Genomic DNA, 22,207 nt, shown 5'->3' on the forward strand with positions numbered 1-22,207 from the left:
GGGCGCCATGGGACGCTACGTCGTCCGGCGGCTGCTCCAGATGATCCCGGTCTTCATCGGGGCCACGCTGCTGATCTTCCTGATGGTCAACGTGATGGGCGACCCCGTCGCGGGACTCTGCGGCGACCGGGAGTGCGACCCGGCGACCGCCGCGCAGCTGCGGAAAGAGTTCGGCCTCGACAAGCCCGTGTGGCAGCAGTACCTGACCTACATGGGCAACGTCTTCACCGGGGACTTCGGCACCGCCTTCAACGGGCAGCCGGTCACCGAGCTGATGGGCACGGCCTTCCCGGTCACCATCCGGCTGACGATCGTGGCGATCCTCTTCGAGATCGTCGTCGGCATCGTCCTCGGTGTCGTCACCGGCCTGCGCCGCGGCCGGCCGGTGGACACCGGGGTCCTGCTGCTCACCCTGGTCGTCATCTCCGTGCCGACCTTCGTCACCGGCCTGCTGCTCCAGCTGCTGCTCGGCGTCGAGTGGGGGTGGATCGACCCGGCCGTCTCCTCCGAGGCGGCCTTCGGCGAGCTGATCGTCCCCGGCCTGGTCCTCGCCTCGGTCTCCCTGGCGTACGTCACCCGTCTGACCCGCACCTCCATCGCGGAGAACCGGCGCTCCGACTACGTACGCACCGCCGTCGCCAAGGGCCTGCCCCGCCACCGGGTCATCACCCGGCACCTGCTGCGCAACTCCCTCATCCCGGTCGTCACCTTCATCGGCACCGACATCGGCGCCCTGATGGGCGGCGCCATCGTCACCGAGCGGATCTTCAACATCCACGGCGTCGGCTACCAGCTCTACCAGGGCATCCTGCGGCAGAACACGCAGACCGTCGTCGGCTTCGTCACCGTCCTGGTCCTCGTCTTCCTCGTCGCCAACCTCCTCGTCGACCTCCTGTACGCCGTACTCGACCCGAGGATCCGCTATGCCTGACCAGCAGCCCTACGAGCCCGAGCGCGCCATCGCCGGAACCGGTATGGGCGGGACGATGGACCTCGGCGCGAGCGAGGCGATCACGCTGGAGCAGCCGCCCGGCCCCGACGGAGCGAACCCGCAGGACAAGCCGCGCAGCCTCTGGTCCGACGCCTGGCACGACCTGCGCCGCAACCCCGTCTTCATCGTCTCGGCGCTGGTGATCCTCTTCCTGGTCGTCATCTCGATCTGGCCCTCCCTGATCGCCTCCGGCAGCCCCCTCAAGTGCGACCTCGCCAAGGCCCAGGAGGGCTCCCAGGCCGGCCACCCCTTCGGCTTCAACGGCCAGGGCTGCGACGTCTACACCCGCACCGTCTACGGCGCCCGCACCTCGGTGGCGGTCGGCGTCCTCGCCACCCTCGGCGTCGCCGTCCTCGGCAGCGTGCTCGGCGGGCTCGCCGGGTTCTTCGGCGGCGCGGGGGACTCGGTCCTGTCCCGGATCACCGACGTGTTCTTCGCCATCCCGGTCGTCCTCGGCGGCCTGGTCCTGCTCTCCGTCATCACCAGCAACACCGTCTGGCCGGTCATCGGCTTCATCGTGCTGCTCGGCTGGCCGCAGATCTCCCGCATCGCCCGCGGCTCCGTCATCACCGCCAAGCAGAACGACTACGTCCAGGCCGCCCGGGCCCTCGGCGCCTCCAACTCCCGCCTCCTGCTGCGGCACATCGCGCCCAACGCGGTCGCGCCCGTGATCGTCGTGGCGACCATCGCGCTCGGCACCTACATCTCCCTGGAGGCGACCCTGTCCTTCCTCGGCGTCGGGCTCAAGCCGCCCAGCGTCTCCTGGGGCATCGACATCTCCGCCGCCGCCCCCTACGTCCGCAACGCCCCGCACGCCCTGCTGTGGCCGTCGGGGGCGCTGGCGATCACCGTCCTCGCGTTCATCATGCTCGGCGACGCGGTGCGCGACGCCCTCGACCCGAAGCTGAGGTGAGCCGCCGCATGCTGCTCGAAGTGCGCGACCTGCACGTGGAGTTCCGCACCCGGGACGGGGTCGCCAGGGCCGTCAACGGCGTCAGCTACGGCGTGGACGCGGGCGAGACCCTTGCCGTCCTCGGCGAGTCCGGCTCCGGCAAGTCCGTCACCGCCCAGACGGTCATGGGCATCCTCGACATGCCGCCGGGCCGGATCACCGCGGGGGAGGTCCTCTTCGAGGGCCGGGACCTGCTGAAGCTCAAGGAGGAGGAACGCCGCAAGGTCCGCGGCGCCGAGATGGCGATGATCTTCCAGGACGCGCTGTCGTCGTTGAACCCCGTCCTGACCGTCGGCGACCAGCTCGGCGAGATGTTCACCGTGCACCGGGGGATGTCCCGCAAGGACGCCCGCGCCAAGGCCGTCGAGCTGATGGACCGCGTGCGCATCCCGGCCGCCAAGGAGCGGGTCGGCCAGTACCCGCACCAGTTCTCCGGCGGCATGCGCCAGCGCATCATGATCGCCATGGCGATGGCCCTGGAGCCCAGACTGATCATCGCCGACGAGCCCACCACCGCCCTCGACGTCACCGTCCAGGCCCAGGTGATGGACCTCCTGGCGGAACTCCAGCGCGAGCTGCACATGGGCCTGATCCTCATCACCCACGACCTGGGCGTGGTCGCGGACGTCGCCGACCGGATCGCCGTGATGTACGCGGGCCGGATCGTGGAGACGGCACCGGTCCACGACATCTACAAGGCACCGGCCCACCCGTACACCCGCGGCCTGCTGGACTCCATCCCGCGCCTGGACCAGAAGGGCCAGGAGCTCTACGCCATCAAGGGCCTGCCGCCCAACCTCACCCGCATCCCGCCCGGCTGCGCCTTCCACCCCCGCTGCCCGATGGCCCAGGACGTCTGCCGCACCGACGTACCGCCGCTGTACGAGGTCACGGACTCGCCGGCGGAGCGGGGCAGCGCCTGCCACTTCTGGAGGGAGTGCCTGCATGGCTGAGCCGATCCTGGAGGTCCGGGGCCTCGTCAAGCACTACCCGCTCACCACCGGCATCCTCTTCAAGAAGCAGGTCGGGGCGGTCAAGGCGGTCGACGGCGTCGACTTCCACCTCGACCGCGGCGAGACCCTCGGCATCGTCGGCGAGTCCGGCTGCGGCAAGTCGACGGTCGCCAAGATGCTGGTCAGCCTGGAGAAGCCGACGGCCGGCGAGATCCGCTACAAGGGCGAGGACATCACCGGACTGTCGGGCAGGGCCCTGAAGGCCGTACGCCGCAACATCCAGATGGTCTTCCAGGACCCCTACACCTCCCTCAACCCCCGGATGACGGTGGGCGACATCATCGGGGAGGCGTACGACATCCATCCGGAGGTCGCCCCGAAGGGCGACCGGCGGCAACGCGTCCAGCACCTGCTGGACGTGGTCGGCCTGAACCCGGAGTACATCAACCGCTATCCCCACCAGTTCTCCGGTGGCCAGCGCCAGCGCATCGGCATCGCCCGCGGACTCGCCCTGCGCCCCGAGATCATCGTCGCCGACGAGCCGGTGTCGGCCCTCGACGTGTCCGTGCAGGCGCAGGTCATCAACCTGCTGGGCCGGCTCCAGGACGAGTTCGACCTGTCCTACATCTTCATCGCCCACGACCTGTCGATCGTCCGGCACATCTCGGACCGGGTCGGCGTGATGTACCTCGGCCGCATCGTGGAGACCGGCCGGGACGCCGAGATCTACGACCACCCCACGCACCCGTACACCCAGGCCCTGCTGTCCGCGGTGCCCGTGCCCGACCCGGAGGCCCGGGAGCGCCGCGAGCGGATCATCCTGGCCGGTGACGTCCCCTCGCCGACCGCCATCCCGTCCGGATGCCGCTTCCGCACCCGCTGCTGGAAGGCGCGGGAGCGCTGCGCCCTGGAGGTACCGGCGCTCGCGGTGCCCGCGGAGTTCCGGCACGCCACCGGTCCCGCGGCCCACGACTCGGCGTGCCACTTCGCGGAGGAGAAGCAGGTGGTGCCGCCGGAGACGGACGGCGACGGTAGCGGTAACGGCGAGCCGAAGGGCGGGCACGGCAGCGGGCCGGGGTGACATGGCGCTCCCCGGCCCGCTTACGGCACCCGCACGGCCGTACGCTGATCAGCGTGCCGCGTCCGTATATCGGTACCGCTTCGGTGAAGTTGCCCGCGTGTTAAAGCGTTCGGTGCGCCCGCGGCACGTCAGGACAGCGACCGCTTGAGGAAGTCCACCTGGAGCAGCAGCAGGTTCTCGGCGACCGACTCCTGCGGGGTCATGTGCGTGACGCCGGACAGCGGGAGCACCTCGTGCGGGCGGCCGGCGGCGAGCAGGGCCGAGGACAGGCGCAGGGAGTGGGCGACGACCACGTTGTCGTCCGCCAGCCCGTGAATGATCATCATCGGGCGGTGCGGCTCGGCCGCGTCCACCAGGCCCGCGTCGTCGATCACCGAGTTGCGGCGGTAGACCTCCGGCTGCTCGTCGGGGTGGCCGATGTACCGCTCCTGGTAGTGGGTGTCGTAGAGGCGCAGGTCGGTGACCGGGGCGCCCACGACCGCGGCGTGGAAGACGTCCGGCCGGCGCAGCGCCGCCAGCGCGGCCAGGTACCCGCCGAAGGACCAGCCGCGGATGGCGACGCGGTTCAGGTCGAGCGGGAAGTCGGCGGCGAGGGCCTGCAACGCGTCCACCTGGTCCTGGAGCACGACGGCGGCCACGTCGTCCTTGATGGCCTTCTCCCAGGCCGGCGACCGTCCGGGAGTGCCCCGGCCGTCGGCGACGACCACCGCGAACCCCTGGTCGGCGAACCACTGCGAGGTGAGGTGGGCGTTGTGCGCGGCGACCACGCGCTGGCCGTGGGGGCCACCGTACGGGTCCAGGAGGACGGGGAGGGGGGTGTCACCGTGGTAGTCCCTTGGCATAAGCACGGCGCACGGGACACGGCGTGCGCCCCCCTGGGTGAGCGTCACGCGCGGGGACAAACCGGGGTCTTCGGCATAGGAGGCCACGATCGCCGCGGGCTTCCCGTCCCGCAGCACCTGGGCCCGGGCACCGGGCCGGTCGAGCGTCGCGGAGACGAGAACGGTCACGCCCCCCGCGCGCACCGCCGAGTGCACGCCGGCCTCCTGCGAGACGCGCTCCACGCCGAGTTCGTTCACCCGGTACACATGCACCTCGCCGGTCTCCGGATCGGCCGCTTCCGCACCGGCCGACGCGGAAACCAGCACGTCGTCGCCGGAGACGTCCAGTACGGCCCGCAGGTGCAACGGTGCTCCGGTGAGCGGTCGTTCGCCGACCGCCAGCACCCGCGCGCCGCCCTCGTCGGTGATCCGCACGAGCTGCCCGGACGGGCTCCAGCAGGGCACGCCGGGGAAGAGTTCCAGCCAAGTTGGATCTTCGTCGGCGTGCACCATCCGGGTCGTGCCGGACTCGGTGTCCACCGCCAGGAACAACTGGCTGCGCTGGTCGCGCGCCTGTACGAGGAGGAGCGGTGCACCCGCCGCTGACCAGTGCACTCGCGCCAGATACGGATACCGCACCCGGTCCCAGAGGACCTCCGTGCGCCCCCCGTCGAGCTCCACCACGAACAGGCGTACGTCCGCGTTGGCGGTGCCCGCCGCCGGGTACGGCACGTGGTGTGGATCACGCTCGGGGTGGGCGGGGTCGGAGATCCACCACCGGCTGACCGGCGTGTCGTCCACGCGCGCCACCAGCAGCCGGTCCGACTCCGGGCCCCACCAGAAGCCCCGGCTGCGTGCCATCTCCTCGGCGGCGATGAACTCGGCCAGCCCGTAGGTGACGCCCTCCGCGTCGGCCTCCGCCAGCGCCCTGTCCCCGTCCCCCTCGGCTCCCACCACGCGCAGGGCGCCCCGGGCGACGTAGGCGATGTGCCGTCCGTCGGGGGAGGGGCGCGGGTCGATCACCGGTCCCGGGGCGGGCAGTTCGCGCGCCGTCCCGGCCCGCAGCTCGGCCGCGAAGAGCCTCCCCGACAAGGCGAAGGAGGCCAGCTCGACGGCCGCGTCGGTGGCGTAGCCGACGATGCCCGCGCCGCCCTCGCGGCTGCGCTCGCGCCGTGCCCGCTCCTCGGGCGACAGGCGCTCCTCGGTACCGCCGAGCAGGGCGCGCGGGTCGGCGGCGACGCGCTCCCCGCCCTCCTCGACGTCGAGGACCCACAGTGCGTTGGCCCGGTCCGCACCGGAACCGGAGCGCAGGAAGGCGACCCGTGAACCGTCGGGCGCCACGGTGAACGAACGCGGCGCGCCGAGCGTGAACCGCTGGGTGCGGGCGTGTCGTTTGGGGAAGGAATCGGGCTCGGTCGTCATGCCTTGACCATATTGGCCATGCGCCCCCTTGTGCGGCCGTGCGCCGAGAGATGCGCGCGCACGGATAGTTATGATCACTAGCGCATAGTGGGTACCAACCAGATGCCCGCTGCGTGGATTTATCTGCTCCGAGCTCTGACTGCGTCCGACCCCCCCCGTGTCCCTGGGCCCATTGGAGGTGAGCCGCCGTGGCACTCTCGATTTCGGCGGTTGTGCTGCTGGCGATCATCGTCTTCCTGCTGGTCAAGAAGTCAGGACTGAAGGCGGGGCATGCGGTCGTGTGCATGCTCCTCGGCTTCTACCTGGCCTCGTCGACCGTCGCGCCCACGATCAGTGAGCTGACGACGAACATCGCGGGGATGATCGGGAGCATCAACTTCTGACGGCGGTCGCGAAGTCGGCCCGGGCCCCCGCCGCCCCGCGAGCCGGGGGATGCGCCGGCTTCGACTGCCCACTCACGGCAGCGCCGCCGGCGGCCCGGACGGCGATGGACAAGCCCTGGGGGTCACGGACAGGGCGTCCGCGCGCACCGTCGCCCACCTGCCCCTGGTCCGGTCACCGCCCTCGTCCCGCTCCGCGCACCGTCGCGGAGCGGGCACTCTCCACGGACGGTCTCCCGCGGTACGAGGACGAGCGCGCCGCCTCATAGGGTGGACCCATGACGGAACAGCCCGCCCGGCGTCTGCTGCTGGTGCACGCGCACCCGGACGACGAGTCGATCAACAACGGCGTCACCATGGCCAGGTACGCGGCCGAGGGCGCCCACGTGACGCTGGTGACCTGCACGCTCGGCGAGCGGGGCGAGGTCATCCCGCCCGAGCTCGCGCACCTGACCGGAGCCGCCCTCGGCGGGCACCGCCGCGATGAGCTGGCGGCCGCGATGCGCGAGCTCGGCGTGGACGACGTCCGGCTGCTGGGCGGACCGGGACGCTTCGCCGACTCGGGCATGACGGGCCTGCCCGACAACGAGGACCCCGGCTGCCTGTGGCAGGCGGACGTCGACCGGGCCGCCGAGCTCCTCGTCGAGGTGATCCGCGAGGTACGCCCGCAGGTCCTCGTCACCTATGACCCCGACGGCGGCTACGGCCACCCCGACCACATCCAGGCCCACCGCATCGCCATGCGCGCCGTCGAGCTGGCGGACGAGGCCGGCTGCCCGGTCGCCAAGGTCTACTGGAACCGCGTGCCGCGCACCGTCGCCGAGGACGCCTTCGCCCGGCTGGGCGAGGCGCTGCCCGGGCTGCCGTTCGACGAGGCGGCCGGTGTCGAGGACGTACCGGGCGTCGTGGCGGACGAGCTGATCACCACCGAGATCCGCGGCGACGCCTCCGCCCGCGCCGCCAAGGCCGCCGCCATGCGCGCGCACGCCACACAGATCACCGTGGCCGAGCCGTACTTCGTCCTCTCCAACGCACTGGCCCAGCCGCTCTTCACCACCGAGTACTACGAACTGGTGCGCGGCGAGCGGGCCGGTGACGCGGACGCGCGTGAGAGCGACCTGTTCGCCGGGATCGAGATCGAGGAGGCGTCGTGAGCGGGCGCGACGAGCCGACGACCTCCGCCCTGGCCCAGCCCCTGCGGGCGCCGTCCCTGGGACGGGCCGCCCTCTACCTGGGCCTCTTCGTGCTCGGTGCCGTGGTCGGGGTGGCCGGGGCGCTGCTTCAGCCCGCGTGGTTCCCGGGCGGGCTGCTGCTCGCGCTGGCCGCCGAGGCGGGACTCTGCCTCGGCGCGGGCCGGGCCGCGGGGCGCCGGGGCGGGGCCGTCGCGCCCGCCGCGGGCTGGGCCCTCGCCGTGGTCCTGCTCACCACCAGCCGTCCGGAGGGCGATTTCCTCTTCGCCGCGGGCAGCGGCTCCTATCTCTTCCTGCTCGGCGGGATCGCCGTCGCTGTGATGTGCGCCACCCTCGCGCCGGTGCGGCAACCGGACGGCGACGCCGTCCGACTTCGCAAGTGACGTACTGCTTCGCCATGACGTCGGCGTGGGAGTCCCGTGTGGGTTTCCCCGGCGGTCACGGGATACGCGCGAGAAGTGGCCAGTATGGTGGTGCGCGCGCCGCCGGGCCGCCCGCTCTGAAGGGGTGACGGGCGGCGGAGCCAACCGGGAGAACCTGCCTTGAGTCGTGAAACTGACAGTTCGTCCTCCGGGCCCCACGGGCGCGGCGGAGCCGCATACCCGTCGGGCACCCCGCCCTACGGGACACCCACGGCTCCCGACGCCGGTGCGGAAGCGGGCCGTTCGGCCTCGCGGCCGGAGGAGCGCAAGACCGAGACGACGCTGACGACCCGCATCCGGATCAACATCCCCGGATCACGGCCCATCCCGCCGGTCGTCATGCGCAAGCCCGTCGCGGACGCCGAGGGCGACACCGCCGACGCGGAGACGGCCGAGCGGTCCGAGCCGGGCCCCGCCGCGCCCGCGAGCGCCGGCGAGACTCCCGCCGAACCCGCACAGCACGCCGGCCCGGCCGACGACAAGCCGACCAGCGACTGGTTCGCGCCGCGCAAGTCCGGCCCGGCCAAGGGCGCGCAGGGCGGCGGATCCGCCAACGGCGCCGGTCAGTCCGGCGGTTCGGCCGCGACGTCGGGCGGCCCAGGAGCGGGCGCTCCCGGCGCCGGCGCAGGTGCCGCGCGACCGGGCGGCGGGAGTGGCCGTCCCGGTGGCGTCGTCGGCTCCATGAACGTGCCGGGCGGCTCCCGGTCCGGGTCCACCAACGGGGCCGGCGCGACCGGCGGCCCGGTGGCGCCCGGCCACGGCGGCGGCACCGGCTCCTTCGACGTGACCGAGGCTCTGGCGGCGGGCCCGCTGGGCAACGGAAACGGCGGCGGCAACCTCAACGGCAACGGCAACGGCAACGGTCCGGGCGCCGACGGCGGACCGCGCCGCGACGACCTGCCGTACTTCTCGGGGAACGGCCAGGGCCACCAGGCCGCCGCGCCCCGCGACGAGCACCACGGCCCGAACGGGCAGTCGCCGTACGGCGGCGGTCCCGCGGGCCCGACGAGCGGCCCGGTCACCGGTGACAGCGCGCTGACGCCGCCCCCGGTCGGCGGCCCCGGCGTCCCGGGCACGCCCACGGGCCCCGGCGCCCCCGCGCCCGACGGCCTGCGGGGCCCCGGTGGCCCGGGCGGCCCCGACGGCCTGCGCGGTCCTGGTGGTCCTGCTGGCCCGGGCGGCCCCGACGGTCTGCGCGATCCTGGTGGCTCGAGTGGCCCCGGTGTCCCGGGTGGCCCCGGCGGTCCAGGTGGTCCCGGTGGTCTCGGAGGACCGGGCGGCCCGGGCATGCCCCAGGGCCCCGGTGCCGCCGCCGGTCCCGACGCCGCCCGGCGCGGCCCGGGTGGCGGGCTGAGCGACGACACCGCGATCCTCACCCCGCAGAAGCCGGTTCCCCCCGGCTACGGCAACCCGGACAACGTCTCCGGCAACACCGTCACCAGCGGCATCCCCGTCGTGCCGGCCGACCGGAGCACGCCGTTCCAGTCCGCCGCGCCCGCCGACGGACCGCTGCCGCACACGCCCCCGAAGCTCCCCGAGCCGGTCTCCACGCCCCCGGCGAGCTCCGCCAAGCCGGCCAAGAAGAAGAAGGGGCGCGGCAAGCTCCCGCTGCTCGTCGGCGGCCTGGTCGTCGTCGCCGGTGTCACCTACGGCGCCGGCCTGCTCATGAACCGTTCCGACGTGCCGAAGGGCACGAGCGTGCTCGGCGTCGACATCGGCGGCGGCACGCGCGACGACGCCGTCGAGAAGCTGGACGACGTCCTCTCCGCGCGCGCGAGCAAGCCGCTCAAGCTCACGGTGGGCGGCGAGACGGTCTCCCTGAAGCCGGACCAGGCGGGCCTGCAGATCGACACCCAGGCCACGGCGAGCTCCGCGGCGAAGAGCGACTACAACCCGGTCTCCGTGATCGGCTCGCTCTTCGGACAGCAGCGGGTCGTCGAGCCGGTCATGCCCGTCGACGAGGAGAAGCTGCACGCCGCCCTGGCGGACGCCGCCGGCGGCGCCGGGTCGGTGACCGAGGGCACGATCAGGTTCGAGTCCGGCAAGGCCGTGCCGGTGTACGGCAAGGCGGGCAAGGGCATCGACGTCGACAAGTCGACGGAGGCCGTCGAGGCGGCGTACCGCGCCCAGGTGGAGACGGGCACCGCCACCCCGGTGAACGTGCCGACCACCAGCCGGCAGCCCACGGTCTCCGACGCCGAGGTCGACCGGATGCTGAAGGAGTTCGCCGAGCCGGCGATGTCGGGCATCGTCACGGTCGAGGCGGGCGGGGTCGAGGTCAAGTTCAGCCCCCAGAACTCCCTGTGGAAGTTCCTCGCCGTCAAGCCGGTCGGCGGCAAGCTGGTCGAGCAGTACGACAAGGCCGCGCTGAAGGAACTGTACGGCGGCGCGTACGACGGCGTGCTGGTCACCCGGGGCAACGGCAAGAAGACCCCCGTGACCCCGGAGGACGTCATCAGCGCCATGCGCCCGGCCCTGAAGAGCAAGACCGACCGCGTGGCCGTCGTCGAGACGAACCCGAGCTGACACCGCACGACGACAGGGGGCGCCCGGCGACCGCCGGGCGCCCCCTGTCGTCGCACACCGGCGCGGGCGCGTCCTGTCGTCGCGCACCGGCGCGGGAGCCGGGCAGGGCGTCGGCGCCGGTCTAGTTGAGCATCGCGCGGGCCGCCCGTGCCTCCCCGCGCACCTGCTCCGCGACCGTCTCGTCCACCGCGGCCACCACCTCGGCGTACGCCTCCAACTCCCCGGCCCCCGTCGTGAACTCCCCGCGCTGCACCAGCAACCGGGCCCGCTCGTACCGCAGCCGCGCCGCGTGCGCCGGCAGCAGCAGGGCCAGCTCGATCGCCCACAAGCCGACGTCCGAGCGCTCAGGCCGGGCCGCCGCCCACGCCCGGATGTTGTTCAGGACGCGCGCCACCACGTCCAGCGGCGCCGCGGGCTCCAGCATCGACGCCCGCAGGCCGGCCCCCGTGGCGCCCGCCACCAGCACCTCCGCGTCGTTCCCGCTGAGCACCCGCCCGCCGTCGAACGGGTCGGCGAGCACCCGCCCCTCCTGCGACCCGGGCCCCGGACCGGTCTCCGGCCCGAAGCCGATCACGAAGTGCCCCGGCAGCGCGACCCCGTACACCGGGGCCCCCGCCCGCCGGGCCACCTCGAGCCACACCACGGACAGCATGATCGGCAGCCCGCGCCGGCGCCGCAGCACCTCGTGCAGCAATGACGACTCCAGCCGCTGGTAGTCCGCCGCGACCCCGTGGAACCCGTAGCGCTCGCCGAGCAGGTCCCGCACCGCCGCCGCCCAGGCCTCCGGCGAACCCGGCCGGAACGGCAGCTGCCCGGCCAGCAGGTCCAGTTCCATCTGCGCGGCGTCCAGGCCCGCGTCGTCCAGCGTCCCGTCCGCCTGCGCGCCCACCAGCAGGCAGAGCGCCGCCAGATCGGGCCGTTCGGACCGGGCTTCCTCGGCGAACCGCCGCCGCAGTTCGGCGGAGCGCTCCGGCGACGGGGGATGAGGATGACGCATGTCCGGCTCGTGCCCTTCCACGGCGATCGGTCACCGGTCCGTCCCGGCATCCGCCGGTTCCCGGTAGTGGTGGTACGCGTGGTGCGCGGCGAAGCCCATCCCGGTGTACAGCGCCCGCGCCCGAGCGTTGTCCGTCTCGACCTGGAGCCAGGCCGCCGACGCGCCCTCGTCGAGCGCCCGCCGGGCCAGCGCGGCCATCACGGCGGTCGCGAGCCCCCGGCGGCGCTGCGCGGGGTCGACCTCGACGGCCGCGAAGGAGGCCCACCGCCCGTCCACGACACACCGCCCGATCGCGGCCGGGGCCTCCCCCGCCGCACCCGGGACCGTCGCGAACCACACCGACGGCCCCCCGCCCAGCACCCGCAGGGCCACCTCGCTCACGCCCTTGCGCTGGTACCGCGCGAGCCACGCCTCGTCCGCCTCCCGGGCCAGGACCACACCGGTCCCCTCCGCCCGGTCGGCGACCGGTGCCAGGGCGCCGGTCCACACCTCCGCCGTCACCTCCCGCACCCAGTCCCGCCGCTCCAGCTCGCCGCAGAGCATCTCCTGCGTGCCCTCGGCGCCGGTGGCGGTCTGGACGTACGCGGGCAGACCGCGCTCGCCGTACCAGCGGCGTACGGCGGTCAGCGCCGCGTCGAGCGGCAGTCCCGGATCGCCGAGCGGCAGCACCGAGTTGGCCCGCCGCGTGAACCCGGCGGCGGCCCGCAGCTCCCAGCCGCCGAGCCACTCGCTCTCCACGGGCAGCCACGCCCGCGAGGCGGCCCGCGCCAGCTCCTCGTAGGTGGCGGCGGGACCGCGCCGACGCGCGGGCGCGGGCGGCACCACCTTGCCCGCGACCAGCGCCGATTCGTCGACGCGCACGCTCTCGCCGCTCTTCCGTGTGATCAGCAGCACACCCTTGTCCCATGATGTGAGAACACCGACCGTATCGGTGAACTTCTCACCCGGCGCACCAGCTTCGCTCAAGCGCCGCACGGAGACTCGTTTGCCCACGTCAGCAGCGGTGATACGGACCTCAAGCCGCCCAGCGGCAGAGATTTCCACGGGTCGGTCCACCCCTCCTGTTCGGATCATGCCCAAGAACGGAGATACTAGGGGCGGGCATCGACGACGCCGCGCTCCCGCGCGCCAGGCGGCGGAGCCTGAGGAGGCCCGCCAGCGCCCTATCGAGGAGGAACGACAGCGTGACCTACGTCATCGCGCAGCCTTGTGTCGACGTGAAGGACAAGGCGTGCATCGAGGAGTGCCCGGTCGACTGCATCTACGAGGGCCAGCGGTCCTTGTACATCCACCCGGACGAATGCGTCGACTGTGGTGCCTGTGAGCCGGTCTGCCCGGTCGAGGCGATCTTCTACGAGGACGACACTCCGGAGGAGTGGAAGGACTACTACAAGGCGAACGTCGAGTTCTTCGACGAGCTCGGCTCGCCCGGTGGTGCCAGCAAGCTGGGGCTGATCGAGCGTGACCACCCCTTCATCTCCGCGCTGCCGCCGCAGAACCAGTAGGAGCGGCCCGCACCGCGCCGCCTCGGTCCCGTACGGCTGATCGCCCCCGATCGGTGCCGTGCGGGACCGAGGCGTTTTGCCGCTCCAGCCGCACCGAGAAAGTGAGCCAGTAACCGTGTCCGCAGTCTCCGAGCGCCTGCCCACCTTCCCCTGGGACAGGCTGGAGCCGTACAAGAAGACGGCCGCCGCGCACCCCGACGGCATCGTCGACCTCTCCGTCGGCACCCCGGTCGACCCGGTTCCCGAGCTGATCCAGAAGGCCCTGACCGACGCGGCGGACTCCCCGGGCTACCCGACGGTCTGGGGCACCCCGGCGCTGCGCGACGCGATCACCGGCTGGATCGGGCGTCGCCTCGGCGCCCGCGACGCCACCCACCGCCACGTCCTGCCCATCGTCGGCTCCAAGGAACTCGTCGCCTGGCTCCCCACCCAGCTGGGCCTCGGCCCCGGCGACAAGGTGGCCTTCCCGCGCCTGGCCTACCCGACCTACGAGGTCGGCGCGCGCCTGGCCCGCGCGGAGTACGAGGCGTACGACGACCCGACCGAGCTGGACCCGGCGGGGCTGAGGCTGCTGTGGCTCAACTCCCCGTCGAACCCGACCGGCAAGGTCCTCTCCCAGGCCGAGCTGACCCGCATCGTGGCGTGGGCGCGCGAGCACGGCGTCCTCGTCGTCTCCGACGAGTGCTACCTGGAGCTGGGCTGGGAGGCCGACCCGGTCTCCGTCCTGCACCCGGACGTCAACGGCGGCTCCTACGACGGCCTGGTGGCCGTCCACTCGCTCTCCAAGCGCTCCAACCTCGCGGGCTACCGCGCGGCCTTCCTGGCGGGCGACCCGGCGGTCCTGGGCCCGCTCCTGGAGATCCGCAAGCACGGCGGCATGATGACGTCCGCGCCGACGCAGGCGGCCGTGGTGGCGGCCCTCGGCGACGACGAGCACGTCCGCGTCCAGCGCGAGCGCTACGCGGCCCGCCGCACGGCGCTGCGCGAGGCACTGGCCGGCCACGGCTTCCGCATCGAGCACAGCGAGGCCAGCCTCTACCTCTGGGCCACGCGCGAGGAGTCCTGCTGGGACACGGTGGCCCACCTCGCCGAGCGCGGCATCCTGGTGGCCCCCGGCGACTTCTACGGCCCGGCGGGCGAGAACTTCGTCCGGGTCGCCTTCACGGCGACGGACGAACGCGTCCACGCGGCCGTACGACGCCTGACCGCCTGACGGATTGACCGAGGGACGGACTGACCGAGGGACGGCCTGACGGCTTGACGGCCTGACCGGTGGACGGCTCGGGCGGCTGAGGGTCCGGCCCGCTCACGGCCGGGCGGCCGACGGCACACGCAAGGCGGCGGGGCCCGGGAAACCCGGGCCCCGCCGTCGCAACAGGTCGGCGACCGTCAGCCGAGCGGCAGCCCCTGCACCGGCAGCGAACCGGCGGCGGGCAGCCCGCCCTTGCCCAGCGCGTCCGTCGGCAGGCCGCCCTTGGTGGCGGTCCCCGCGGTGTCACCGACGATCTCCCCGGCGGAGCCGGCCGCGTCCCCGGCGGCCTTCTGCGCCACGGGCGTGGTCTTCTTGACGGCCGAGCCACCGGTCTTGCCCGCGGCCGGCACGGTCTTCTTGACGGCCTTGCCGCCGGTGTCACCCGCGGTCTGCGTGACGTTCTGGGCCGCGGAGTCGACGGTGCTGCCGACGTTCGCCCCGTCCAGGGCGGTCAGTCCCCCGAGGTTCGGGGTGGCCGGCAGTTCGGGAGCCGCGCTGGCGGAGCCGGCCGCACCGACCCCGGCAGCCGCTCCCGCAGCGACGAGCAGCGCGGCACGGGCGATCCGGCGGGTCAGGGGGAGGGACATGATGCTCCTTCGACGGAAGTCAATGATGGTGATCCGACCGTGCCCGGCGAGTGATCCACCGGGCTCGGACGCAGTGACTACCGCTCGAAGGCCGCGAAGGTTGCGGCGGCACAACGTAAAGAGTTGGCAACGCGTCGCATTATCGGGTGCACAGAAAAACGGGCAAAAGGGCGCCGGTCGGAAAGTCCGCCGAATGCCTACAGCCCTTGCTTCTTCTGGGCTCCGGCGTTCTCGGGGGTGACGGCGCGAACAAGCGCGCTCCACCCGGCCGGGCGCCGGCGCCGGTAACTCGCGGGGGTGACGGCTCGTACGGGCGAGCGCTACGGAGCGGAGGTGATCCGGACCGCGCCCGCGGCCCGCTCCGCGCCCTGGGCGCCGCCCCCGGCCGTCGGCCGCCACGTGCTGTCGGTGTGCCCCGCGGTCCACTCCCGGCCCGCGTAGGAGACCCGTTGGATGTGCAGCGAGGAGGCGTTGGCGACCGCCCAGTGCGCCAGCTGCCATCCGCGCCGCTCCGGGCTCGCCTCCGCGCCCGGGCCGGTGCCGGAGGCCACGGGCAGCGTCACGGTCCGCCCGTCGGTGCCGCCCGCGGACGCCGAGGGCGCGGGCTGCGCGGCCGGGGCGTCCGCCTCCGCGCCGGCCGGCTGGAGGACGTCCCGTCCGAAGTCCCGCACGAGCGCCGCGCGGACCGCGTCCGGCCCCTTGGCCCGGTTCGCACCGGGACGGCCCTCGCAGGTCAGCGTCGCGGCGGACCGTCCGGTCAGCGCGGCGGCGAGCAGTGTGGCGTCCGGTTCGTGCTTGGCGTACGCCTGGGGGAAGCCGCTGCGCTGCACCCGCTGCGCGGCGACGGTCAGCGGAAGGCGCGTGTAGCCGGGCACCTTCACCAGATGGTCGTAGAACAGGCCGGCCGAGTACGCCGGGTCCATGATCTCCTCCGGCGTGCCCCAGCCCTGCGAGGGGCGCTGCTGGAAGAGGCCGAGCGAGTCGCGGTCGCCGTGGTCGATGTTGCGCAGCGACGACTCCTGCAGCGCGGTCGCCAGCGCGATCGTCACCGCACGCTCCGGCAGGTCGCGCGCGGTGCCCACCGCGGTGATCGCCGCCGCGTTGACCGCCTGCTCCGGTGAGAACTCGTACGTCTCCCGCCCGTCCTCGCCCGAGACGACCCGGCAGCCCGGAGCGCCGGCGCCCCCGGTGACGTACTGCACGGCGAGGTAACCGGCGACCGCGAGCAGGACCAGGAGGGCCGCCCCCGAACGGAGGAGACGGCCATGGCGTTTGCGGGGTGGCGACGGCTGAAGCACGCGTACAAGGTACTGGAGGGTAGGCAGTGGTGTACCCCGGGTACGGACAGTGCCCGCAAGGGCAGGGGCGTTAGGGTCGGGGCCATGGCCGATACCCCGCTTGACCTCACGCTGGACGCCGCGGAGCTCACCGCGCGGCTCGTCGACTTCCCCTCCGAGAGCGGCACCGAGAAGCCGCTCGCGGACGCGATCGAGACCGCCCTGCGCGCGCTGGGGCACCTGTCGGTCGAGCGGTACGGCAACAACGTCGTGGCGCGCACGGACCTGGGCCGGGCGGAGCGCGTGATCCTGGCCGGCCACATCGACACCGTCCCGATCGCCGAGAACGTACCGTCCCGGCTCGACGAGGACGGCGTCCTGTGGGGCTGCGGCACCTGCGACATGAAGGCCGGCGTCGCCGTCCAGCTGCGCATCGCGGCGACCGTCCCGGCCCCCAACCGCGACCTGACCTTCGTCTTCTACGACAACGAGGAGGTCGCCGCCGACCTCAACGGCCTCAAGCACGTCGCCGAGGCACACCCCGAGTGGCTGCAGGGCGACTTCGCGGTGCTCCTCGAACCGTCGGACGGCCAGGTGGAGGGCGGTTGCCAGGGCACGCTGCGGGTGCTGCTGAGGACGACGGGGGAGAGGGCGCACTCCGCCCGCTCCTGGATGGGCTCCAACGCGATCCACGCCGCCGCCCCGATCCTCGCGCGCCTGGCGGCCTACGTGCCGCGCTACCCGGTGATCGACGGCCTGGAGTACCGCGAGGGCCTGAACGCGGTCGGCATCACGGGCGGGGTCGCGGGCAACGTCATCCCCGACGAGTGCGTGGTCACGGTCAACTTCCGCTATGCCCCGGACCGCAGCCCCGAGGAGGCCCTCGCCCACGTGCGCGAGGTCTTCGCGGACTGCGGGGTGGCGGAGTTCGTCGTCGACGACCACAGCGGCGCGGCCCTGCCGGGCCTGTCCCACCCGGCCGCGGCGGCCTTCATCGAGGCGGTGGGCGGCACCCCGCAGCCCAAGTACGGCTGGACGGACGTGTCGCGCTTCTCGGCGCTCGGCGTCCCGGCGGTCAACTACGGCCCGGGCAACCCGCACTTGGCGCACAAGCGGGACGAGCGGGTGGAGACGGCCAAGATCCTCGCCGGGGAGGAGCGGCTGCGGTCCTGGCTGACGGCGTGATCACTCCCGTGGTTTAGCGCGGCGCGTGGCGGACATGCTGAGGTCCCTCGTACGTAACCCGCGTAGATCTACGCTGAGGCGGAAGAACCTGCAACTGGAGGGAGCGCCCATGCCGACCGGCAACCCCGAGGGCAAGAAGCAGCCACCGGAGGAGCAGCGCCTGGGCCCTGTCCTGCGACGGCGGAGTCAGGTCCAGAAGAGCACCACGGACCAGCGCCTGCTGGACGAGCGTGCCCCGACGGACTGGGTCCACACCGACCCGTGGCGCGTCCTGCGCATCCAGTCCGAGTTCATCGAGGGCTTCGGCACCCTGGCCGAGCTCCCGCCCGCGATCAGCGTCTTCGGCTCCGCCCGCACGCCGGCCGACTCGCCGGAGTACGACGCCGGGGTGCGGCTGGGACGCGGCCTGGTCGAGGCGGGCTTCGCCGTCATCACCGGCGGTGGGCCCGGCGCCATGGAGGCGGCCAACAAGGGTGCCCTGGAGGCGAAGGGCACGTCGGTCGGACTCGGCATCGAGCTGCCCTTCGAGCAGGGCCTCAACCCGTACGTCGACATCGGCCTGAACTTCCGCTACTTCTTCGTCCGCAAGATGATGTTCGTGAAGTACGCGCAGGGTTTCGTGGTCCTGCCCGGCGGGCTCGGCACCCTCGACGAGCTCTTCGAGGCCCTCACCCTGGTGCAGACCCAGAAGGTCACCCGCTTCCCCATCGTCCTGTTCGGCTCCGAGTACTGGGGCGGCCTGGTCGACTGGCTCCGGGGCACCCTGGTCGCCCAGGGCAAGGCCGCGGAGAAGGACCTCCTCCTCTTCCACGTCACGGACGACGTGGAGGAGGCGGTGGCCCTGGTCTCCAAGGAGGCGGGCGTCTAGCGCACGGCCACCGGCGGGGGAGACGGAGACCGCCCGGATCGTCCCCCGCCCCGGTCGGCCCTCGCCCGGGTCGGCCCTCGCCCGGGTCGGCCCTCGCCCGGGTCAGCCCCTGCCTGGTACTGCCCCCGTCGGGTCGTCGCGGGCGCCCGGGTCGGCCCTCGCCCTGGGGCCCTCGCCCCGGACGTCCCCCGTCTGAGCCGGCTCCCGCCGGGCCATCGCGGGCGTCGGAGGTCGTCCCGCGGCCAGGCCGGCTCCCGCCCTGGGGGTCCTGGCCCAGGCCGTCCCCCGTCCAGGCGGGCCCCCGTCTAGGCCAGCCCCCGCCGGGCCACCGCGGGGGCCCGGTGTCCCGCGATCGTCGCCACCATGTCCAGCACCTGCCGCGTCTCCGCGACCTCGTGCACCCGGTACACCCGCGCACCCAGCCACGCCGACACCGCCGTCGTCGCCAGCGTCCCGAGCACCCGCTCCTTCACGGGCCGGTCCAGCGTCTCCCCGACGAAGTCCTTGTTGGACAGCGACACCAGCACCGGCCACCCCGTGTCCACCATCTCCCCGAGCCGCCGCGTCGCCTCCAGGCTGTGCCGCGTGTTCTTGCCGAAGTCGTGCCCCGGATCGATGAGCACCGACTCGCGCGGCACCCCCAGCGCCACCGCCCGCTCGACCAGACCCAGCGTCACCTTCAGGATGTCGGCCACGACGTCGTCGTACGTCACCCGGTGCGGCCGGGTCCGCGGCTCGGCGCCACCCGCGTGCGTGCACACCAGCCCCACCCCGTACCGCGCCGCGACCTCGGCGAGCTTCGGGTCGACGCCGCCCCACGCGTCGTTCAGGAGGTCGGCCCCCACCTCGCACACGGCCTCGCCGACCTCGTGCCGCCAGGTGTCCACGCTGATCACGACGTCCGGGAACCGCCGCCGCACCTCCGCGACGAACCCCACCGTCCGCCGGGCCTCCTCCGCCGCCGACACCTCGTCCCCCGGCCCCGCCTTCACCCCGCCGATGTCGATGATCGCGGCACCGTCGGCCACCGCCTGCTCCACGCGCGCGAGGGCGGGCTCGTCGTGGAAGGTCGCCCCCTGGTCGTAGAAGGAGTCCGGGGTCCGGTTCACGATCGCCATGATCACCGGCTCGTGCGCCGTGAATTCACGCCTGCCCAGCCTCAGCGTCCCCTGCGACATCTTCTCGTCCACACCGTTCTCTCGTCCCGGACCCGGCCCCGGGGACCGGCCTTCGGCCGCCTGCGGCCCCGACTGTCAGACTCGCATGGCACGATCGGACCCGACACAACCGACTCCCACTCCCGATCCGACTCCGATCCACCAGCGACGCGACCCGCCGAAGCACGCGGTCGCCGCGTCCCACCCGACCATGGGGGCCCCAGCGATGGTCATGTTCCTGTTCCTCGTCGTCGCGCTGGCCGTCGTGGTCGCCGCGGTGACGCTCGCCGTGGTGAGCGGCGGCGACAGCGGGCCGCTGCCCGACGCCGCCCCCGAGCGGCTGCGGGACTCCCTGCCCCCGGACCGCCCGGTCGGCCGCGCCGACGTGGAGCGGCTCCGCTTCCCCCTCGTCGCCCGCGGCTACCGCATGGCGGACGTCGACGACGCCCTCGGCCGCCTCGGCGCCGAGCTCGCCGAGCGCGACGCCCGCATCGCCGACCTGGAGTCCGCGCTGGCCGGTGCCCGGGCCGCCGTCGCCCACCGGCACGTCTCCATGGAGAAGCCGGCCCGGGAGGAGCAGCAGTGAGCGCCGGGGAGGCCGTGGCGGGCCCGGACGGCGCGCCGCGCTGCCCCTGGGCCCTGTCCACCGCGGACTACGTGACCTACCACGACGAGGAGTGGGGCCGCCCGGTCCACGGCGACGACGCCCTGTTCGAACGCCTCAGCCTGGAGGCCTTCCAGTCCGGCCTGTCGTGGATCACCATCCTGCGCCGCCGGCCCGGCTTCCGTGCCGCCTTCGCCGGCTTCCAGATCGCCGAGGTGGCGGCCTTCACCGACGAGGACCGCGAGCGCCTGCTCGCCGACGCGGGCATCATCCGCAACCGCGCGAAGATCGACGCGACCCTCGCCAACGCGCGCGAGCTGGCCGGCTGGGCCCCCGGCGAGCTGGACGAGCTGATCTGGTTGCACGCCCCCGACCCGGCCGCGCGCCCGGTCCCGAAGACCCTCGCCGACGTCCCGGCCGTCACCCCGGAGTCGACGGCTCTCTCCAAGGCGCTGAAGAAGCGGGGCCTGCGGTTCGTCGGCCCCACGACGGCGTACGCGCTGATGCAGGCGTGCGGACTGGTCGACGACCATCTGGCGGCGTGCGTGGCGCGGCGGGCCTGAGCCGTCCGGCCCGCCCGCCGCGCCGGGCTCAGCGCCCCAGGTACGTCGGCTTCTCCTTGTTCACGAACGCCCGCACCGCGATCGCGTGGTCCTCGGAGGACCCCGCCCGCGACTGCAGCTCGTCCTCCTTCTCCAGCGTCTCGGAGAGCGAGTGCGTCAGCCCGTACGCCATGGCCTCCTTCAGGGCCGCGTACGCCACCGTCGGACCCTCGGCGAGCGCACGCGCCGTCCGCTCGGCCTCGGCGCGCAGGTCGGCGGCGGGCACGACCCGGTTGGCGATGCCCAGCTCGTACGCCTCCCGGGCGCCGATGCTGCGCGGGAAGAGCAGCAGGTCGGCGGCGCGCCCGGGACCGACGACACGCGGCAGCGTCCAGGAGATGCCCGAGTCGGCGGTGAGCGCGACGCCCGCGAAGGACGTGTTGAAGGCCGCCGTGTCCGCGACGATCCGGTAGTCGGCCGCCAGCGCGAAACCGAAGCCCGCTCCGGCCGCCACGCCGTTCACGGCGGCGACCACCGGCTTCCCGGCCTCGGCGAGTGCCCGCACGATCGGGTTGTAGTGCTCGCGCACCGTGCTCATGGTCTGCCCGGAGCCGGTCTCCCGGTCCGCGGCCAGCAGCCCGATGTGCTCCTTGAGGTCCTGGCCGACGCAGAACGCCCGGTCGCCGGCGGCGGTCAGCAGCACCGCCCGCACGGCCCCGTCCGCCGCCGCGGAGCGCACCGCGTCCCGGAGCGCGACCTTGGTCTCGATGTTCAGCGCGTTCATCGCCTCGGGGCGGTTCAGCGTGATCGTCGCGAGCCCGTCGCTCACCTCGTAGAGCACGGTGTCGGCCATGGGTTCCCCTCCGCGTCGTGGGTCGGTCGTCGTCGTACGTGTGTGTCCGGGAGACAGCATGACGGAGATCACCGGCGCCGGACCGCTCCGGAGATGTGACCTGCGTCAAAGGAAACCGGTCCATTTTCCTTCTGCGGAACTGTTCGGGGGCGCGCAGTATCGCAGTCACATCGCCGAATTGAGTGGTTTTGCTCGCGCGCGTTGCCCAAGCGATGCCGACCGATGTTGGTCATCGGGTCCTGGGATGCGGGATAATGGCTGGGAAGCAATGTGTTCGATGCCGGTGTCGCGTGTCCGGGCCGGACTGCGCGTGCCCTCACGGGCCGTCGGCGGTGACGGTGAGCTGGTATCAGGAAGGGGAACGAGCATGGCGGCCATGAAGCCGCGGACGGGCGATGGCCCGCTCGAGGTGACCAAGGAGGGGCGGGGCATCGTCATGCGCGTTCCGCTCGAAGGCGGCGGTCGACTCGTCGTCGAGCTGACCCCCGACGAGGCCGACGCGCTCGGCGACGCCCTCAAGAAGGTCGTCGGCTGACGCGCGAGCGACCATACCCGATCAATCGCCCCGGTACCGCACATGGTGCCGGGGCGATTGTCCTGCTGATTTCCCCCGCTTTTCCCGAGCGGTGCCGGGCAGGCTTT

General features: G+C 73.2%; 22 protein-coding genes. 15 read left to right on the forward strand and 7 right to left on the reverse strand.

Annotated features, from left to right (window positions below):
* Positions 1 to 7 precede the first annotated feature (7 nt).
* The 4 genes from SAM23877_RS23265 to SAM23877_RS23280 are packed head-to-tail and all read left to right on the forward strand — an operon-like array spanning position 8 to position 3,977.
* The gene (locus tag SAM23877_RS23265) at positions 8 to 931 is read left to right on the forward strand and encodes an ABC transporter permease (RefSeq protein ID WP_053136618.1); all 924 of its coding nucleotides are present in this window, start codon (positions 8 to 10) and stop codon (positions 929 to 931) included.
* Positions 924 to 1,904: an ABC transporter permease gene (locus SAM23877_RS23270; RefSeq protein ID WP_053136621.1), complete on the forward strand. Its 981-nt coding sequence runs from the start codon at positions 924 to 926 to the stop codon at positions 1,902 to 1,904. The genes SAM23877_RS23265 and SAM23877_RS23270 overlap by 8 nt, the downstream gene beginning before the upstream one ends.
* An 8-nt stretch (positions 1,905 to 1,912) precedes the next feature.
* Positions 1,913 to 2,896 carry an ABC transporter ATP-binding protein gene (locus SAM23877_RS23275; RefSeq protein ID WP_053136624.1) on the forward strand — a complete coding sequence of 328 codons (984 nt, stop codon included), beginning with the start codon at positions 1,913 to 1,915 and terminating at the stop codon, positions 2,894 to 2,896.
* Positions 2,889 to 3,977, forward strand: a complete 1,089-nt coding sequence (locus SAM23877_RS23280; RefSeq protein ID WP_053136627.1) for an ABC transporter ATP-binding protein — start codon at positions 2,889 to 2,891, stop codon at positions 3,975 to 3,977. The genes SAM23877_RS23275 and SAM23877_RS23280 overlap by 8 nt, the downstream gene beginning before the upstream one ends.
* Before the next feature lie 128 nt (positions 3,978 to 4,105).
* On the opposite strand, the gene SAM23877_RS23285 is transcribed toward SAM23877_RS23280, so the two are convergent.
* Positions 4,106 to 6,220, reverse strand: a complete 2,115-nt coding sequence (locus tag SAM23877_RS23285; protein WP_053136630.1) for a S9 family peptidase — start codon at positions 6,218 to 6,220, stop codon at positions 4,106 to 4,108.
* Between the two features lie 188 nt (positions 6,221 to 6,408).
* On the opposite strand from SAM23877_RS23285, the gene SAM23877_RS23290 reads away from it, so the two are divergent.
* From SAM23877_RS23290 to SAM23877_RS23305, 4 genes are all read left to right on the forward strand, one after another.
* Entirely contained in the window at positions 6,409 to 6,603 is a 195-nt protein-coding gene (locus SAM23877_RS23290) for a hypothetical protein (RefSeq protein WP_029393692.1), read from the forward strand.
* A gap of 275 nt (positions 6,604 to 6,878) precedes the next feature.
* A complete protein-coding gene (mshB, locus tag SAM23877_RS23295; protein WP_053136633.1) occupies positions 6,879 to 7,754 on the forward strand; it encodes an N-acetyl-1-D-myo-inositol-2-amino-2-deoxy-alpha-D-glucopyranoside deacetylase in 876 nt (291 codons plus the stop codon).
* Positions 7,751 to 8,173 carry a DUF6113 family protein gene (locus tag SAM23877_RS23300; protein ID WP_053136636.1) on the forward strand — a complete coding sequence of 141 codons (423 nt, stop codon included), beginning with the start codon at positions 7,751 to 7,753 and terminating at the stop codon, positions 8,171 to 8,173. The genes mshB and SAM23877_RS23300 overlap by 4 nt, the downstream gene beginning before the upstream one ends.
* Positions 8,174 to 8,332: 159 nt before the next feature.
* A complete protein-coding gene (locus SAM23877_RS23305) occupies positions 8,333 to 10,738 on the forward strand; it encodes a hypothetical protein (RefSeq protein ID WP_053136639.1) in 2,406 nt (801 codons plus the stop codon).
* A gap of 121 nt (positions 10,739 to 10,859) precedes the next feature.
* On the opposite strand, the gene SAM23877_RS23310 is transcribed toward SAM23877_RS23305, so the two are convergent.
* Positions 10,860 to 11,735 (reverse strand): transglutaminase-like domain-containing protein, encoded by an 876-nt coding sequence (locus tag SAM23877_RS23310; RefSeq protein WP_053136642.1) that lies wholly within the window; start codon positions 11,733 to 11,735, stop codon positions 10,860 to 10,862.
* Positions 11,736 to 11,765: 30 nt separating this feature from the next.
* Positions 11,766 to 12,779, reverse strand: a complete 1,014-nt coding sequence (locus SAM23877_RS23315) for a GNAT family N-acetyltransferase (protein ID WP_079030381.1) — start codon at positions 12,777 to 12,779, stop codon at positions 11,766 to 11,768.
* A gap of 140 nt (positions 12,780 to 12,919) precedes the next feature.
* Between SAM23877_RS23315 and fdxA the strand changes: the two genes are divergently transcribed.
* Complete coding sequence (gene fdxA / locus SAM23877_RS23320; RefSeq protein WP_053136647.1) at positions 12,920 to 13,240, forward strand: ferredoxin; 321 nt, start codon at positions 12,920 to 12,922, stop codon at positions 13,238 to 13,240.
* A gap of 115 nt (positions 13,241 to 13,355) precedes the next feature.
* Positions 13,356 to 14,453, forward strand: a complete 1,098-nt coding sequence (locus tag SAM23877_RS23325) for a bifunctional succinyldiaminopimelate transaminase/glutamate-prephenate aminotransferase (protein ID WP_053136650.1) — start codon at positions 13,356 to 13,358, stop codon at positions 14,451 to 14,453.
* Positions 14,454 to 14,629: 176 nt separating this feature from the next.
* On the opposite strand, the gene SAM23877_RS23330 is transcribed toward SAM23877_RS23325, so the two are convergent.
* Both SAM23877_RS23330 and SAM23877_RS23335 read right to left on the reverse strand, forming a co-directional pair.
* Entirely contained in the window at positions 14,630 to 15,079 is a 450-nt protein-coding gene (locus SAM23877_RS23330; RefSeq protein ID WP_053136652.1) for a hypothetical protein, read from the reverse strand.
* Positions 15,080 to 15,399: 320 nt separating this feature from the next.
* Positions 15,400 to 16,377, reverse strand: a complete 978-nt coding sequence (locus tag SAM23877_RS23335; RefSeq protein ID WP_079030382.1) for a VldE C-terminal domain-containing protein — start codon at positions 16,375 to 16,377, stop codon at positions 15,400 to 15,402.
* A gap of 84 nt (positions 16,378 to 16,461) precedes the next feature.
* Here SAM23877_RS23335 and dapE point away from each other — a divergent pair, with 84 nt between their 5' ends.
* Positions 16,462 to 17,541: a succinyl-diaminopimelate desuccinylase gene (gene dapE, locus SAM23877_RS23340; protein ID WP_053136655.1), complete on the forward strand. Its 1,080-nt coding sequence runs from the start codon at positions 16,462 to 16,464 to the stop codon at positions 17,539 to 17,541.
* A 109-nt stretch (positions 17,542 to 17,650) separates the two neighbouring features.
* Entirely contained in the window at positions 17,651 to 18,409 is a 759-nt protein-coding gene (locus tag SAM23877_RS23345) for an LOG family protein (RefSeq protein ID WP_053136658.1), read from the forward strand.
* A gap of 305 nt (positions 18,410 to 18,714) precedes the next feature.
* Here the strand turns inward: SAM23877_RS23345 and folP are convergent, their stop codons facing one another.
* Positions 18,715 to 19,587 carry a dihydropteroate synthase gene (gene folP / locus SAM23877_RS23350; protein ID WP_053142790.1) on the reverse strand — a complete coding sequence of 291 codons (873 nt, stop codon included), beginning with the start codon at positions 19,585 to 19,587 and terminating at the stop codon, positions 18,715 to 18,717.
* Positions 19,588 to 19,792: 205 nt separating this feature from the next.
* Between folP and SAM23877_RS23355 the strand changes: the two genes are divergently transcribed.
* On the forward strand, positions 19,793 to 20,152 hold the full coding sequence (locus SAM23877_RS23355; protein WP_053136661.1) for a DivIVA domain-containing protein: 360 nt from the start codon (positions 19,793 to 19,795) through the stop codon (positions 20,150 to 20,152).
* Positions 20,149 to 20,733, forward strand: a complete 585-nt coding sequence (locus tag SAM23877_RS23360; protein WP_053136664.1) for a DNA-3-methyladenine glycosylase I — start codon at positions 20,149 to 20,151, stop codon at positions 20,731 to 20,733. Before SAM23877_RS23355 ends, SAM23877_RS23360 begins: the two co-directional genes overlap by 4 nt.
* A 28-nt stretch (positions 20,734 to 20,761) precedes the next feature.
* Here SAM23877_RS23360 and chcB read toward each other — a convergent pair whose 3' ends face one another.
* Entirely contained in the window at positions 20,762 to 21,565 is an 804-nt protein-coding gene (gene chcB, locus SAM23877_RS23365; RefSeq protein ID WP_053136667.1) for a 2-cyclohexenylcarbonyl CoA isomerase, read from the reverse strand.
* 367 nt (positions 21,566 to 21,932) lie between these two features.
* On the opposite strand from chcB, the gene SAM23877_RS37765 reads away from it, so the two are divergent.
* Complete coding sequence (locus SAM23877_RS37765) at positions 21,933 to 22,100, forward strand: DUF3117 domain-containing protein (RefSeq protein WP_003966491.1); 168 nt, start codon at positions 21,933 to 21,935, stop codon at positions 22,098 to 22,100.
* Positions 22,101 to 22,207 lie beyond the last annotated feature (107 nt).

The sequence above is a fragment of the Streptomyces ambofaciens ATCC 23877 genome, from assembly GCF_001267885.1.
GTDB classification, from domain to species: Bacteria; Actinomycetota; Actinomycetes; order Streptomycetales; family Streptomycetaceae; genus Streptomyces; species Streptomyces ambofaciens.

Coding starts and splice junctions, on each gene's coding strand:
- SAM23877_RS23275 (WP_053136624.1), top strand. CDS start 1,913: ATGCTGCTCGAAGTGCGCGACCTGCACGTGGAGTTCCGCACCCGGGAC.
- folP (WP_053142790.1), bottom strand. CDS start 19,587: ATGTCGCAGGGGACGCTGAGGCTGGGCAGGCGTGAATTCACGGCGCAC.
- SAM23877_RS23285 (WP_053136630.1), bottom strand. CDS start 6,220: ATGACGACCGAGCCCGATTCCTTCCCCAAACGACACGCCCGCACCCAG.
- SAM23877_RS23355 (WP_053136661.1), top strand. CDS start 19,793: ATGGTCATGTTCCTGTTCCTCGTCGTCGCGCTGGCCGTCGTGGTCGCC.
- mshB (WP_053136633.1), top strand. CDS start 6,879: ATGACGGAACAGCCCGCCCGGCGTCTGCTGCTGGTGCACGCGCACCCG.
- SAM23877_RS23270 (WP_053136621.1), top strand. CDS start 924: ATGCCTGACCAGCAGCCCTACGAGCCCGAGCGCGCCATCGCCGGAACC.
- SAM23877_RS23280 (WP_053136627.1), top strand. CDS start 2,889: ATGGCTGAGCCGATCCTGGAGGTCCGGGGCCTCGTCAAGCACTACCCG.
- SAM23877_RS23345 (WP_053136658.1), top strand. CDS start 17,651: ATGCCGACCGGCAACCCCGAGGGCAAGAAGCAGCCACCGGAGGAGCAG.
- SAM23877_RS23330 (WP_053136652.1), bottom strand. CDS start 15,079: ATGTCCCTCCCCCTGACCCGCCGGATCGCCCGTGCCGCGCTGCTCGTC.
- SAM23877_RS23310 (WP_053136642.1), bottom strand. CDS start 11,735: ATGCGTCATCCTCATCCCCCGTCGCCGGAGCGCTCCGCCGAACTGCGG.
- SAM23877_RS37765 (WP_003966491.1), top strand. CDS start 21,933: ATGGCGGCCATGAAGCCGCGGACGGGCGATGGCCCGCTCGAGGTGACC.
- dapE (WP_053136655.1), top strand. CDS start 16,462: ATGGCCGATACCCCGCTTGACCTCACGCTGGACGCCGCGGAGCTCACC.
- SAM23877_RS23265 (WP_053136618.1), top strand. CDS start 8: ATGGGACGCTACGTCGTCCGGCGGCTGCTCCAGATGATCCCGGTCTTC.
- chcB (WP_053136667.1), bottom strand. CDS start 21,565: ATGGCCGACACCGTGCTCTACGAGGTGAGCGACGGGCTCGCGACGATC.